Source organism: Priestia sp. D3YE.R1 (genome assembly GCF_049199565.1).
Classification (GTDB): Bacteria; Bacillota; Bacilli; order Bacillales; family Bacillaceae_H; genus Priestia; species Priestia aryabhattai.
In genome coordinates this window covers 166,392-179,746 of record NZ_JBLTHW010000003.1, presented here as the reverse complement: position 1 = coordinate 179,746, position 13,355 = coordinate 166,392, and the positions used below count along the sequence as shown (strand labels likewise).

The 13,355-nt window shown below is 37.2% G+C and carries 17 protein-coding genes; 6 read left to right on the top strand and 11 right to left on the bottom strand.

Annotated elements, in window-relative coordinates:
* Positions 1-115 precede the first annotated feature (115 nt).
* The gene (locus ACOZIR_RS19235) at positions 116-568 is read left to right on the top strand and encodes a hypothetical protein (protein WP_028408776.1); all 453 of its coding nucleotides are present in this window, start codon (positions 116-118) and stop codon (positions 566-568) included.
* Here the strand turns inward: ACOZIR_RS19235 and ACOZIR_RS19230 are convergent.
* Both ACOZIR_RS19230 and ACOZIR_RS19225 read right to left on the bottom strand, forming a co-directional pair.
* Positions 565-1,083, bottom strand: a complete 519-nt coding sequence (locus ACOZIR_RS19230) for a glycosyl-4,4'-diaponeurosporenoate acyltransferase (RefSeq protein WP_310878683.1) — start codon at positions 1,081-1,083, stop codon at positions 565-567. The genes ACOZIR_RS19235 and ACOZIR_RS19230 overlap by 4 nt on opposite strands.
* The gene (locus ACOZIR_RS19225; protein WP_045294526.1) at positions 1,026-2,129 is read right to left on the bottom strand and encodes a glycosyltransferase; all 1,104 of its coding nucleotides are present in this window, start codon (positions 2,127-2,129) and stop codon (positions 1,026-1,028) included. The genes ACOZIR_RS19230 and ACOZIR_RS19225 overlap by 58 nt, the downstream gene beginning before the upstream one ends.
* 136 nt (positions 2,130-2,265) lie before the next feature.
* Here ACOZIR_RS19225 and ACOZIR_RS19220 point away from each other — a divergent pair, with 136 nt between their 5' ends.
* Complete coding sequence (locus ACOZIR_RS19220) at positions 2,266-3,777, top strand: phytoene desaturase family protein (protein ID WP_045294532.1); 1,512 nt, start codon at positions 2,266-2,268, stop codon at positions 3,775-3,777.
* Between the two features lie 31 nt (positions 3,778-3,808).
* On the opposite strand, the gene ACOZIR_RS19215 is transcribed toward ACOZIR_RS19220, so the two are convergent.
* A complete protein-coding gene (locus tag ACOZIR_RS19215; RefSeq protein WP_045294538.1) occupies positions 3,809-4,561 on the bottom strand; it encodes an SDR family NAD(P)-dependent oxidoreductase in 753 nt (250 codons plus the stop codon).
* A 220-nt stretch (positions 4,562-4,781) separates the two neighbouring features.
* Between ACOZIR_RS19215 and ACOZIR_RS19210 the strand changes: the two genes are divergently transcribed.
* A complete protein-coding gene (locus ACOZIR_RS19210; RefSeq protein WP_045294539.1) occupies positions 4,782-6,155 on the top strand; it encodes an MATE family efflux transporter in 1,374 nt (457 codons plus the stop codon).
* 86 nt (positions 6,156-6,241) lie between these two features.
* Here ACOZIR_RS19210 and ACOZIR_RS19205 read toward each other — a convergent pair whose 3' ends face one another.
* Positions 6,242-6,520, bottom strand: a complete 279-nt coding sequence (locus ACOZIR_RS19205; protein ID WP_025752053.1) for an AbrB/MazE/SpoVT family DNA-binding domain-containing protein — start codon at positions 6,518-6,520, stop codon at positions 6,242-6,244.
* A 374-nt stretch (positions 6,521-6,894) separates the two neighbouring features.
* On the bottom strand, positions 6,895-7,275 hold the full coding sequence (locus ACOZIR_RS19200) for a helix-turn-helix transcriptional regulator (RefSeq protein WP_013056721.1): 381 nt from the start codon (positions 7,273-7,275) through the stop codon (positions 6,895-6,897).
* 229 nt (positions 7,276-7,504) lie between these two features.
* On the opposite strand from ACOZIR_RS19200, the gene ACOZIR_RS19195 reads away from it, so the two are divergent.
* A complete protein-coding gene (locus tag ACOZIR_RS19195; protein ID WP_045294540.1) occupies positions 7,505-7,939 on the top strand; it encodes an Hsp20/alpha crystallin family protein in 435 nt (144 codons plus the stop codon).
* A gap of 42 nt (positions 7,940-7,981) precedes the next feature.
* On the opposite strand, the gene ACOZIR_RS19190 is transcribed toward ACOZIR_RS19195, so the two are convergent.
* Entirely contained in the window at positions 7,982-8,743 is a 762-nt protein-coding gene (locus ACOZIR_RS19190) for an anti-sigma factor (RefSeq protein ID WP_310878682.1), read from the bottom strand.
* Positions 8,740-9,306 (bottom strand): RNA polymerase sigma factor, encoded by a 567-nt coding sequence (locus ACOZIR_RS19185; RefSeq protein ID WP_310878681.1) that lies wholly within the window; start codon positions 9,304-9,306, stop codon positions 8,740-8,742. Before ACOZIR_RS19185 ends, ACOZIR_RS19190 begins: the two co-directional genes overlap by 4 nt.
* 148 nt (positions 9,307-9,454) lie before the next feature.
* Between ACOZIR_RS19185 and ACOZIR_RS19180 the strand changes: the two genes are divergently transcribed.
* Positions 9,455-9,853, top strand: coding sequence for a thiol-disulfide oxidoreductase DCC family protein (locus tag ACOZIR_RS19180; protein WP_045294544.1), 399 nt, complete (start codon positions 9,455-9,457; stop codon positions 9,851-9,853).
* A gap of 158 nt (positions 9,854-10,011) precedes the next feature.
* On the opposite strand, the gene proC is transcribed toward ACOZIR_RS19180, so the two are convergent.
* The 4 genes from proC to ACOZIR_RS19160 are packed head-to-tail and all read right to left on the bottom strand — an operon-like array spanning position 10,012 to position 12,786.
* Complete coding sequence (gene proC / locus ACOZIR_RS19175) at positions 10,012-10,815, bottom strand: pyrroline-5-carboxylate reductase (protein WP_328120396.1); 804 nt, start codon at positions 10,813-10,815, stop codon at positions 10,012-10,014.
* 3 nt (positions 10,816-10,818) lie between these two features.
* Positions 10,819-11,481 (bottom strand): bacillithiol biosynthesis deacetylase BshB2, encoded by a 663-nt coding sequence (gene bshB2, locus ACOZIR_RS19170; RefSeq protein ID WP_310878679.1) that lies wholly within the window; start codon positions 11,479-11,481, stop codon positions 10,819-10,821.
* Positions 11,482-11,504: 23 nt separating this feature from the next.
* Positions 11,505-11,852: a YojF family protein gene (locus ACOZIR_RS19165; RefSeq protein WP_013056714.1), complete on the bottom strand. Its 348-nt coding sequence runs from the start codon at positions 11,850-11,852 to the stop codon at positions 11,505-11,507.
* Positions 11,853-11,898: 46 nt separating this feature from the next.
* Complete coding sequence (locus tag ACOZIR_RS19160; protein ID WP_045294551.1) at positions 11,899-12,786, bottom strand: 5'-3' exonuclease; 888 nt, start codon at positions 12,784-12,786, stop codon at positions 11,899-11,901.
* Positions 12,787-13,029: 243 nt separating this feature from the next.
* On the opposite strand from ACOZIR_RS19160, the gene ACOZIR_RS19155 reads away from it, so the two are divergent.
* The gene (locus ACOZIR_RS19155; RefSeq protein WP_016763842.1) at positions 13,030-13,341 is read left to right on the top strand and encodes a hypothetical protein; all 312 of its coding nucleotides are present in this window, start codon (positions 13,030-13,032) and stop codon (positions 13,339-13,341) included.
* The last annotated feature ends 14 nt before the right edge of the window (positions 13,342-13,355 follow it).

Here is a 13,355-nt window from a genome sequence, read left to right as displayed (position 1 = left end):
TTTTAATGACTGATCTAGAAAGTGCATTTTTTATATAAAATCGGAATGAGTACGGGCTATGCATACTTGTATACCAAGAAGTTTAAACGTCTTACATTTTTATAAAGGAGAAAAAATGAAAGAATGTATTGTTTTCATTACAAATATTATTAATGTATTGCACGATGGATTAATTTATATTTTTTATTTACTAGGATTTTCTCTTTCAGATAAAGAACTTCACTTCTGGATTATTGGCATTATTGGACTGCTCACGTTTTTAAGCGTTTATATGATCTTTAAATTATTGTCAAAATGGAAATTTAGTATTACAGCTATTTCCTTTATCTATACTCTTACTGTTATGCTTGTCTTAGTTTTTGCCATTGAAATTCAGCAAGGAATTACCACTCGAGGCAATATGGAATTTGATGATGCCATAGCAGGCTTATGGGGGTTTTTAGTCTTTTTTAGTATTTATATCGCCTTTGCTTCTTTTTTTCTTTTATCCAAGAAATTATTGTCTTCAAATAAGGAGAAAAAAATAAAAAACGAGGCCCCTACTCGGAGCCAAAGGCACGTGAATTAATTTTGTTTGATTTTCAAAACGACCTGTTGAATCCGTATTCGATTATATCGTTGAACCAAAATAAACGGTACGTTTGCAATAATGGCATAAATAACCATCCAAACACCTGTAGAAGGAGAGTTCCATATAAAAAAAAGAATAGAAGGAAGTATGCTGATCCAATGAGTTAACTCGGCTCGATTTATTTCAATTAAAAAAAGCTGTGCATATTCCTTTGTTCTACTCTCCCATTTCTTTTTATAGAATCCTCGTTTAAATAGCTTTCCTGCATCAGGAAGCCACGTTTTCCATCTGTGCACCCCGAATTTTTTATATATTCCCACTGTTTCCCAGCTGTGAACCTTAAACAGCGCAAGATCCTTTTTTAAGTAAAAGGCAGAAATTTTTGTGCATCTGTAGGCGATGAACATGTGAATCACAAACCATGCCATAATATTAATTAAGAGCTGAGCACCTGTCATTTTATCACTTTCTTCTTTTTTTCTTCTTCTATAGATATGCTGCGTTCTTTCCATTTAACTTGCTTTCTCACCGCTGTTTGAATGAAAGACCATACGAATAGACCTAGAAAAAACAGCACATGAATAGGAAATAAGCACAAAGAAAAAAAAGTAAACGAACCTATTTTTCTTAAGCTATTAAATAAGAGACTTACATAGCAAACATAACTGCTAATTGCCAAGCCTGCATGTTGATTCCATAGAGTAGGTAAAAAAAGAACATAATTAATCATGCTAGTAAGCCATAAACTTACTAGAAATAAATAAATGGCTTCCGTTTTCCCCGCACCTGAAGCAAAACTTTTACTCCACCCTCTTATAAGGCTTTTCATACCATTTGGATACATGCGCATGGAAAGAGCTCCTTGTCCACTCATACACGTAATAAATTCACCTTGTTTGTTCATTTTCTCAACCAGCGCCATATTTTCAACCACTTCTTTTTTTATCCCTTCGTGGCCGCCGCTTTGAAAGTAGGAGACTGCGCTGCAAAGCAAGCACTGCCCGAAACCGACGGAAGGACTTTTCCAATTTTTAAAGGGGTGAAAAGCGCCAATCGATGCAAACGTAACATAGTGAAATAAAGCAGAAAGCATTTCATAAGGCCTCTTAACAAGATGATAAGGATGAACCGACAGCACACCCCCTTGCTGTTGATAGTAGAAAAATACTTTTTCAATTCCGTCTTTCTCTACTGTAATATCAGCATCTAAAAATAAAAGCACCGAGCCTTTTGCTTCTCTTGCTCCATTCCAGCATGCCCATGACTTTCCTAGCCATCCAGCTGGAAGTCCCCCCGGGTGCACTACTTTTACGCCGAATGCTTTGGCTACCCGCTCAGTATTATCTGTTGAGTTGTCATCTACAACAATCACTTCAAAGTCAGCGTTCTGTAACTGGAGTGACTGCAATAAAAAGGTAAGGTTTCTTTCTTCATTTCTAGCTGGAATAATAATGGACAAACATGACATATCGTTTCTTACTATTTTTACACGTTTAAATGTAGGGATAGTGATGACAAGTGTACCTGTCAAGGCAAGAGCAACCAGTAAAAAAGACATCCCTTTCTCCTTTCCTTCACGTATGAAAATTAGCGAACTGGACAAAATAAAAAGTTGTAAACCTATTTTTATTTTGCGTGAAGTCATTTTATACACATTGTTGACAACTCGCTTTTGTTTTATAAGGAGGAAAAAGATGAAAAAGAAAGTAATTGTTGTAGGCGCAGGTTTAGGTGGTCTGTCAGCTGCTATCCGTCTTTCAGCTGATGGATATGATGTAACAGTCGTTGAAAAAAGCGAGCGAATTGGCGGTAAGTTAAATATTCGCAGCGGCAAAGGATTTTCTTTCGATACGGGGCCTTCTATTTTAACAATGCCGTGGGTGCTAGAGCAGCTGTTTGAAAGTGCAGGGCGCAATATCCACGACTACTTAACAATAGAACGAATTGAGCCTCAGTGGAGAACTTTTTTCCAAGATGGAACACAAATTGATTTGACCAGTGACCTTCCCCGCATGCTTCAGCAGCTGCAAGAGCTTGCTCCAGAAGACATTGAAGGTTTTTTTGACTATTTATCTTATGCAAATAAAATGTACGAATCGAACTTAAAAAGTTTTTATAAAAAAAGTTTATCTGGACTGCATGATTTACGAACGATGCACACGGTAAAAGAACTGCTCCAAATGGATCCAATGAGATCTATGGATGCTACTACACGCAAATATTTTTCAAATCAACATCTGCGTCAATTGTTTAATTTTTTAATTATGTACATCGGTTCTTCTCCTTATCATGCACCAGCTGTGTTAACACAGCTTGCTCACGTTCAGCTAGGATTAGGTATTTATTACGTAAAAGGCGGAATGTACAAAATTGCTGAAGCGATGGATAAGCTCCTTCAAGAACTTGGCGTCACTGTGCATCTAAATACGCCAGTAAAAGAAATCACAACAAGCGGAGCAAAGGCAACTGGAATTACACTGGAAAACGGTGAGAATCTATCAGCAGATATTGTCGTATCTAATCTAGAAGCAATTCCAACTTACCGCTATTTATTAAAAAATCATGAGCAAGCAGCTAAGCAAACTCAGCAGCTTGCAAAATTTGAACCTACTGTTTCTGGCCTTGTTCTTTTATTAGGAGTTAACAAACAGTATAAGCAGCTTCAACATCATAATTTCTTCTTCTCAAAGGATCAGAAAGAAGAGTTTTATACAATCTTTAACAAAGGTCAAGTAGCCATGGATCCGACAATTTACATTGGCGTATCGTCTAAATCAGACCCTACGCAAGCTCCTGAAGGAAAAGAAAACCTGTTCGTTCTGACTCATGTACCTCCTTTAAAAGAAGGAGACGACTGGACTGTATTAAAAGACCGCTATCGTGATATCGTATTGAAAAAACTTGAAGCAATGGGTTTGGAAGGATTACGTTCAAGCATTGAGTTTGAATATACGTTTACTCCTAACGATATCCAGGAGCTTTACGGTGCTAACGGCGGATCCATTTATGGCGTAGCGACTGACCGCAAGAAAAATGGAGGTTTTAAAATTCCAGCAAGAAGTCAGCTTCTTTCTAACCTTTATTTTGTAGGCGGCTCTACACACCCTGGAGGCGGCGTGCCAATGGTGACATTATCAGGTCAGCTTACAGCGGACGCAATTAATGAAGATTTTCAGATTCCTCGTATGCAAAAAGATATTGGATAATAAAAAAGTGCAGGAAATTCCTGCACTTTTTTTAAAAGTTCATTTTTGACTGTCCACCGTCTACGTTTAACGTCGCACCCACTATCCATGAAGCTCTGGAAGATGCTAAAAAAACAACGGCGTTTGCCACTTCTTCCGGCTCTCCAAAGCGCCCTGCTGGTATTTCATTTTCAACAAACTGCTTGATCTTATCCGGATTTTCCTCCATTCTCTTTTTCCAATTACCCGTCTCGTGCAAAATACTTCCCGGCGCAACTCCGTTTACACGAATTCCTTTAGAAATCATTTCATCTGCAAATGACTTTGTAAAGCTGATAAGTGCTGCTTTTGCGTTATTGTACGTGACTTTCCCTCCACTTTCCCTTCCAAAAATAGAGGTAACGTTAATGATTGACCCATCTTTTGTCATATGCGCCGCTGCTAGTTTACTCAAATGTACGGCTGAAAAGTAGTTTAGCTCCATCGCTTCTTTGAAAAGGGATAGATCTGTTTCCATTGCCTTACTTCCATTACTTCCTCCAGCGTTATTAATTAAAATATCAATGCTTCCGAAGTCTTTAATGAACTTCTCAATTAATGCAACTCTGTCTGATTCGTTTGTTAGGTCTGCTGTATATGTACGTACGTTTTCTAATTCTGACTGTGCATGCTGTAATGCTTCCTCTCCTCTTGCAGCGATTCCAACGTTTGCTCCTTCTTGAATAAACAAAGCAGCAATAGCTTTCCCAATTCCTTTTGATCCACCGGTAATGAGGACATTTTTACTTTGTAACTGTAAATCCACACGTATCCCTCCACGTTAAATGATAATTACTATACTTTCTATCATAGCCCACTGCGTCTCAAAATTAAAATCATATACTACTTTACCTTTTACTTCCTTTCAAAGGGCTGTGCTTTATGGATACATTCTTTGAATTTATTGTCAGAACTCTTAGCAAAAACAAGCCTTTGCGTGATATAATGCTTTTTGGTGTAAATGTTTTCAAATTGGGGGTTTTTTAATGCAACAAACGTTTTCAACGTCACAGAAAGTTAAGCAGTTCGTTTTTATTTTATTTCCGATATTGGTCACCCAGTTTGGAATGTTTTCAATGACTTTCTTTGATACGATGATGTCAGGAAGAGTGAGTGCAGATGACTTGGCAGGGGTAGCAATTGGTTCGAGCTTATGGGTGCCTGTTTTTACAGGGCTAAGCGGAATTTTAATGTCTATTACGCCAATTGTTGCACAGCTTGTCGGAGCTAATCAAAAGAAAAAAGTGCCGTTTTCTGTCATTCAAGGGCTTTACGTCTCCATTTTAATGGCTGCCGTTATCATTTTAATCGGCATTTTTGTTGTTAGCCCTATTTTAAAAGGAATGAATTTAGAAGCAAACGTGATGCGCATTGCCAAACAGTATTTAATTGCTTTATCTTTTGGTATTATTCCGCTTTTTATTTATACGGTTTTACGAAACTTTATTGATGCTTTAGGGCAAACTCGTACGTCTATGCTTATCACCATTTTAGGTCTTCCGATTAATGTGGCTTTAAACTATGTATTAATCTTCGGTAAGCTGGGCTTCCCTCACTTGGGTGGAGTAGGCTCTGGTTATGCAACGGCCATCACATATTGGTGCATACTTGTCATATCAATTTTAATTATTCATAAAAAAGAGCCTTTTTCTAACTTCGGTTTATTTAAAAAATTTCACCGTATCTCTTTTTCTGCTTGGAAAGAAATATTAAAAATTGGTTTACCTATCGGTTTTTCCGTATTTTTCGAAACAAGTATTTTTTCAGCCGTCACGCTGTTTATGAGCTCGTACAACACCATTACGATCGCTTCTCACCAAGCAGCTATTAATTTTGCCTCATTTCTCTATATGATTCCGCTGAGTATTTCTATGGCTTTAACAATTGTTGTAGGATTTGAAGCGGGTGCTAAACGGAATCAAGATGCACGAAGCTATAGCAGAATTGGTATAACAATTGCTGTTGGCATGGCCTTTGTGTGCGCAGGTCTTTTATTTACTCTTAGAGAATCAGTAGCATCTTTATATACAAAAGATGCAGAGGTGCTCGCATTAACTTCTCACTTTTTGATTTATGCAATTTTCTTTCAGCTTTCTGATGCTCTTCAAGCTCCTATTCAAGGCGCTCTGCGAGGATATAAGGATGTAAATGTTACCTTTTTAATGTCCTTGGTATCTTATTGGGTAATTGGTCTACCTTTAGGCGTTGTTTTAGCAAAATACACCGATTTGCAGGCGTTTGGCTATTGGGTTGGACTAATTGCGGGGCTCGCTGCAGGGGCAACAGGACTTGCGTATCGTTTGATAAAAATACAAAAGAAGCAGCTGCTAGAGGAGGATAAATCTTCTCGGACAGCTTAATCAAAAAAAGAACGTTCTCAAAAGAACGTTCTTTTTTGGTTTAAAGATGGATTGATATTCTTCCTTATACTAAGACTTAAAACTTCTTATTTATTTAAGGTACGCTCTAACTCTTGTAAAAGCTGTTCTGCACCTTTTTTACTTAACACAACGTTCCCATTCCCAAAGGTTAAGTTTTCACGCGTAATTTCCCCAGTTACTAAGCAAGCACCATATGGACTATACTTTTGTAAAATAATAATATCTTCATCAACATATATTTCTACTGGATCACCTGTGTTGATATTTAAAATACGGCGCAATTCAATAGGAATTACTACGCGACCCAATTCATCTACTTTTCTTACAATTCCTGTAGACTTCATAAAATCCATTCCTTTCATAGTAAACAAATAATATCTTCTCGATACAAATCTAGTCAAATTCGTCAGAGTTGCTAAAACCAAAATGCTTCAATAATGGTCTGATAACGGTTTATAAGTTCTTAAAATATGGCAAATAACGTATTAAATAGATTTATATACACTTTGTATCATATCAATTCGTACACTATTTATGAATAGTGCATAATCTTTAAAATCGAATTCATCCATATATGTTAAAAGTGTGTATTTTATCCATAATATAACTATATATCCATCTTTTACACTACTTTGTACCCATTTTATAACTTTTATTCCGACATAAGACGACAAAATCAGCTATAGAAAAAACGTGTCTTTTCTAACTAAAGACACGTTCATTTGGACCCGAAGTTGTCACGAATAGCTTTTTGAATCATAGCTTCACACCGCTCCAGCTCTACTTTTAATTGTTTTTTATATAATTTAGCTTTCTCTTCTCCCTCATTTGTAAATGTATAATAAACCACTTCTTGAAGCTTCATTCCTTCTTTTTTACGCTTCACCTGTTTGAGGACACCATCTTCAATCAAGTCATGGAGAGCTTTGTATACCTCAGAATGATTAGGTTTGAACCCAAAAGGGCGAAATTCATCTCTCAACACATCTAACAAACGAAGGCCATACAGACGCTCTTGCTCCGTCATCGTAATCATATATAATTTTAAGAAAGCACGTTGTTTTAATAGAAAACCACTGGATGTACGCTTTTCTCTCATCTCAACTTCCCCCTTCACATACTTGCTTTCATTCAGAATAATAGAAAGCTCTATACGTAATTATACTTTTTTTATTCTACATAATCCTTCTTTTTCACTCAAAATCTCTTTTTTTCCTCACATTTTTTCACTTATTTACGCATTTTTCTCATTCTTTGTAAGCAGGCATTGAATTTTCTTTTTTTCATATATATAGAAGGAATTTACGTGAATATAAGGAGGGGTTCCTTTGAGTAAAAAATATGAAGAGATTGATTGGGGTTCGATTCAGCATAAGGTAGAAGATATGCTTGGAAATCACTTTTGGAGCGATTTAAATCACATCTTGCCAAAGCGATTTCCAAACGTCGACTTATATGAAACCGATAAAGAAGGCATTATCGTCGTTGAAGTTCCTGGACTACAATCCACTAACGACATTCAAATTAAGTTGGACGCAAATATATTAACAGTTGAAGGGAACGTTCCTTATGCTTATGAAGCATCTAAACAAAAGTTAAAGCTGAACGAACGCCATACAGGCGTATTTTCTCGCACGCTCAAACTTCCTTTTCACTACACAGACGAACCAGTTCGCGCTAAGTACAAAAATGGTTTATTGGAAATTCGACTGAATAAGATAGAAAATGATCAAACCATTGCTATACAGTTTGAAGATGATTAACTGCACGTAACAAAAACCCTTCTGTTAGCAGAAGGGTTTTTGTTAGAGCGCTGAACTTAACACAATGTTTCCTTTTGGCGTCTTATTATTCGCGTTCGGTTCTAAAGTAATGGCCATAACATCCCACTTTTCAGTCTGTTCTTTTTGGCTCATCGTATAGACCACTGTCCCGTTTCCATTTTTATCTGTTATAAAAGCACCTGCCGGATGAGGCTTATCACCTTTTATGAGCCACACCTGATAGACTTCATTCCCCTTTACGTTTTTCAAGTTATTCGCTTGAATGACCACATTTAAATTTCCACCTTTTTTCGTAAGAGATGCTGTTGCTTCGCCAGAAACGTTCGGCTCTGCCTGCAGCTTCATTGTTTTTTCAGATGTAAGAGGTTCGTTTTGAGGAGCAACCGAAACATTTGGTTCTTGTTTGCCTTTGTCTTCATCTTTCAACAGTAGGTAGCTGTTTCCTGCAAGGGATAAAAGAAGTGCCGCAGCTAATCCAATAATGATGGATTTTTTATTTGATTTCTTAGACGCAGCATGTTGTTTTTCATTTTTTAAAGCTATTGGTTCTCTCTTTGTCTCACCTTGATCTTCTTCGAATACATTCGCAAGTATTCGCTGCTTCATTTCTGGCGGAGGAGATTGTTCTGGTGTCAAATACGTTAGATCTCCAAGAACTTCCCCCAGTTCTCTTAGTTCTTCTTGACAGCTTTGACAGTTTCTCAAGTGCATTTCAAACTCTTTTTTCTCATGGGAAGTCAACTGATCATTATAGTAATCAATTAGTTTATTGCACATACTCATGAATCAGCTCTCCCTTCTGCATCGGTACCTAAATATGTTTTTAATTTCCGCAACGCTAATCGCACCCTACCCTTTACTGTTCCTAATGGGATTTGCTGCTCTTCTGCTACTTTTTGCTGCGTTAATCCCTTAAAATAAACGGATTGAATAATCTTTTTTTGGTCTTCAGACAATTTTGATACAGCGTGCCGTACTCTCTGCTGTTCTTCTTTCCACTGAAGCTGCTCGTCAATCTTAGGATGATCATCTTCAATGAAATCAAAAATCTCTTCTGAGAAAATAGGATCGGTTTTTCTTTTTCTCACAATATCAATCGCGGTATTTCTTGTAATCGTAAACAGCCATGATGAAAACTTCCCTTTTCCATCGCTGTAAACTCCCTTCCCTCTCCACAGCTTAATAAATACTTCTTGAACAGCTTCTTCAGCAATATCAGAGCTATTTGTTAACCGGTATACAAACGAATAAAGAATTCGCTCATACTTGTCATACAGCAGTTCAAGGGCTTTTTTGTCTCGTTCTTTTATTCTATTGTATAAGACAACGTCGTTTTGCTCTTTCATACCCTTCTCCTTTAACTCTTGTGAGTCCTTATTATATAATCGAATTACCTTTGAATTTGGATCACTTTCACATCTTTTAAACGTACCTTTATTTTTCAAAAATGACAAGCAATTATACTTTTTTATGGAATAGGAGCGAAATTGTTCAATGAAACATTTGATTCTTTTTGATGGCATATGTAATTTATGTAATGGCAGTGTTCAATTTATTATTAAACATGATGAACAAGCTTTGTTTTCTTTCGCTTCTCTTCAATCAGATTTCGGAAAGCAGCAGCTAGCCTCTCACGGCTTACTTCCTGAGCAATTAGACAGCATTGTATATATTCATGGCAAACAAAGATATATAAAATCAACGGCTGCTTTAAAAATTGCCAAGCGCTTAGATGGACCCGTTAAATTGTTATATGCACTTATTATCATTCCTGCGCCTATTCGAGATATAGTATACAACTGGATCGCTCGCAACCGATATAAGTGGTTTGGCAAACAGCAGCACTGCATGCTCCCAACTTCTGATACGAAAAAACGGTTTGTCGATGACTAAAAAGCTTGGCACATAGCGAAAAAAAAGTTCCAAAAAGGAATATTTTTATGTTAAGAAAGTTTATTCATTAAAAAATCCGAACTGATTCAACATTCTAATGAAAGAATGCTGAACTATAGTTCGGATTTTTTAGCTAACATATGGTTGTACGAGCTTTTTTAGCTTCCACCCATTGCTTTTTTATTCGTTGCTTCAATTGCCTGCTTCATTATTAAGGAAAAGTCTTGTTCTTTCATCACTTTTAACCCTTCGGCAGTAGCGCCGCCTGGAGTTGTTACTTGCTCTCTTAAAGACGCAGGATCTTTAGTTTCATGCAGCATTTGTACAGAGCCATACATCATTTGAATAACTAAATCTTTGGCTGTTTTTTCGTCCACACCGTAAGCAGTAGTTGCATCAATTAACGATTCTGCAAAATAATATAAAAACGCAGGTGCACTGCCCGTTACAGCCGTTAGCTCATGTACTTCTTTCTCTGAACACTCATGCGCTTCACCAATTCCTTTTAAAATCATTTGAAGCACTTGTTTATGCTCTTTCGTGGCAGAAGTTCCAAGTGTATACAGAGACATCGATTGTCCAATCATAGCAGCTGTATTTGGCATAATCCAAGCGACAGGCGTATCCTGCGGAAGATGATTTTCTAAGTAACTCGGACCAATTCCTGCCGCTAGCGTTACGACAAATTGTTGATTTAAATGAGTCGAAAGTTCCTTGAGCACGGAAGGATGGGCCTCGGGAGGCATCGCTAAAATAATAACATCCGAATTGTCAACTTCTTGGCGCCAATTTTGCGTCGTTTGTACACCGTACGTTTTTTCAACACGCTGTAACCGCTCAATATCTCTGTTGTTTGACATCACCACTGCCTCAATACTGTCAGCGCTGCTCGTAACCAAACCAGCCGCTACAGCTTCAGCCATTCGTCCTGCTCCAATAAATAAAATTCGCTGTTTTTTCATCTGTTACTCCCAGTTATATGTCCAGAATTCTTCTCTAGTTAATAAACGTTCCATTTGCGGATAGTCAGATAAGCGGTCGAAGTCAATTGCGTTCATCATTCCTTCTGTTTGAGAACGATGGGCTTTTAACGCTTCAATTTTTTTATCTTTCATCGCTGTTACATCAAAAATAATATCTGGTTCTCCAATATGTTCAATACGATCTTTTGAAAACGCATGACACCAAACAACCGGACGCTTTTCTTTTGGCATACGTTTTACCGCTTGAATCGTAGCTGCTCCCGTAGCATTATGATCAGGGTGTACCGCAAAGCCAGGATAATGCGTTAAAATGTGAGTCGGCTTTACATCGTTAATGATTTCTTCAATTTTATCTGCAAAAACATCGATATCAAGAAATTCCAGCGTTTTATCACGAAGCCCTAGCATACGCAAGTCTTGAATATCTAAAACGTTCGCTAAATCTAAAAGTTCTTTTTTTCGGATTTGAGGTAAAGTTTCACGGTTAGCAAACAGCGGTCTACCCATATTTCGTCCCATTTCACCTAGCGTAACACAGGCATATGTAACGGGCGTTCCTTTTTGTCTAGCTTGCGTGATCATTCCTGCTGCTCCATATGCTTCATCGTCAGGATGCGGAAATACAATTAATAATCTTTCTTCCATGTTCTATTCTCCTCTCTTTACTGTTATGAAAACGGATGTTCACTTAATTGAAGGGCAACTGCTAAACGACCTTCAAAGTCATGCCCAGCTAGAAGAAGTCGGCCTTCTTCATCAATTTCCCAATCTGTTAATCCCTCTGCATAAATCCATCCTAAATCAATTTGAAGACCTACACGATAAGGACCTTCTCCAGTTATCTTCCCGTTTGAAATAGTGACTTTACCATTGCGAATAAAAGCCCCAACTGTCATTACTTTTTCATTCACGTGTGAAGCATATGCACCGTTTGTCGTTTCAAGGTGTACATATACGTCTTTATTTAAAAATGTTTGTATTTTTTTTTGGACTGTTTCTTTATGAATTGGTTGCACGCTTGTTACTCCTTTCTCATGTTCATAAATTGTATTGTACTAAAAATCATGAGCGAATCCTAATGTTTAGTTCTAGACTTTGAATTTCTTTATTCCATTGTTCATAATCATACATAAATGTTAATTCTCCCCAAGTCAACATACTGATTTCCTGAATGTCTATAATAATCTCAGCGAGTTCACGACTAAGCATACCTAGTTCTTTTCCTTCGGCCAGCTTTTTTTTATAACGATTAAAAGCTGGATCTAATTGTTCAATTTGTGCATAAATTTCATGGATAGAGCCATATTGTTGAATAAGAGGCAGTGCGGCTTTTTCTCCTACACCTGGAACGCCCGGAATATTGTCAGATTTGTCACCAAGCAATGCTTTTACGTCCACCCATTGACGAGGATGAATATTGTATTCTTCTTGAAAGTGCTTAAAACCATAAACAAGATCGCCAACCTGCTTTTTGGCAATAATTTGCGAAATATGTTGATCTAGGAGCTGAAGCAAGTCTCGGTCATTGCTGTAAATATATCCTGGGCTTTGCTTTTCTTTGCTCCACTTATTTGCAAGTGCACCAATTAAATCATCTGCTTCGTAAGAAGACAATGACATTTGATAAATGCCTACTGTGTCAAAAAATTGCTTTAACGTTTCGTACTGCTGAATCAGCGGCTCAGGCAGCTCTGCTCTTGTTTGCTTATATAAGGCATATGTATCTTTACGTTTTGTATCCTCGCGCTTAACATCCCAAGCGACGAAAATATGGCTTGGCTCATATTGGTGAATCAATGCATGCATTTTTTGAATCGTTACTCTCAGGGCATTCGTAAATTGGCCCTTGCTGTTTCTTGTCAACGCTGCTTCATCTCTACCATAAGAAGTAGCAAAATAACAGCGGCTTAATAAATTAAATCCATCAATTACTAATAGTGTTTCGTTCACATAGTCACGTCCTTTGAAAACTTTGCTCCTTTAGCTTTTAGAGCAAACATACTATAGCACTTGTTCTTTGGACGCGTCAATGAAGTGCACAAAGCTCAAACCCCGCCCATTTTTTTCTCTCAATGTAAATGTAGTATAAAGATGTTAAATTGTTGTTATGATTTATTCGTTTGACTTTTAGAACTTTTGACTATCCTATAAAATGAGGATGAAAGATCAATCCTACAAATGAAGGTGAAAAAAGTGAATAAAAACACGATGATTAAAACATTAAAAGTTATATCTGTTGTGTCGCTGCTCGCTTTGTTATTTATCATTGCTTATGATCGTTCCATGTCTACATCCATGATTATTTTGTTCAGTTCGCTCATTTTCTTTGTATTTGTACTTAGCGACTTTTTTTTCGATCGCAAGCCGTGGGGATTAAAAGGCCTTCAATTATATATATCACTGATGTTATTCATCATTGCCATTTTTGAAATGCATCAAGTTGTCAGTTCACTTTGCGTTATTTCTATTATGGCCTTACCAAAAGTTATTGACGAATTAGCTTAAGTGTAAATGATAAA